Origin of the sequence: Pseudonocardia sp. D17 (assembly GCF_036984265.1) — a bacterium.
GTDB lineage: Bacteria > Actinomycetota > Actinomycetes > Mycobacteriales > Pseudonocardiaceae > Pseudonocardia > Pseudonocardia benzenivorans.
This window is the reverse complement of record NZ_BPRG01000171.1, coordinates 1-344: the sequence shown is the minus strand read 5'-3', so window position 1 is coordinate 344 and position 344 is coordinate 1. Positions and strand designations below refer to the sequence as shown.

Sequence of the window (344 nt, the reverse complement as noted above, 5' to 3'; positions counted from 1 at the left end):
CGAGCGCCCCGGACCCTGCGTGGGTCCGGGGCGCTCGTCGTGGGAGGTCAGTTGTAGGCGTGGTGGCTGCCGTAGGACGAGGAGTGGTCGTAGTTGTCGTGGCAGCCCTTGTCGTAGGAGTCGTGGCAGTGGGAGTCGCTGTAGGAGGACTTGTCGCAGTAGTCGTCGTCGTAGCGGCCGTTGTCCCAGCAGTGCGAGTACTTGTCGTCCCAGTTGTGGTGCTTGTCGGACCAGTTGTCGTCGCAGTGCTTGCCGTAGTCGTCGTTGTGGTGCTTGCTGGTGCTGCAGTGGGACTTGAACATTTCGGGCCTCGTCTCGGTGGGGTTCGTGCGCCGGGTTCGTGC

1 protein-coding gene is annotated in these 344 nt (G+C 63.7%); it reads right to left on the bottom strand.

Translation table 11 applies throughout. The annotated features are described in order from the left end of the window. Window positions 1–47: 47 nt before the first annotated feature. The coding region (locus tag PSD17_RS24650; protein ID WP_339124707.1) for a hypothetical protein at window positions 48–344 on the bottom strand (297 nt) is incomplete at its 5' end.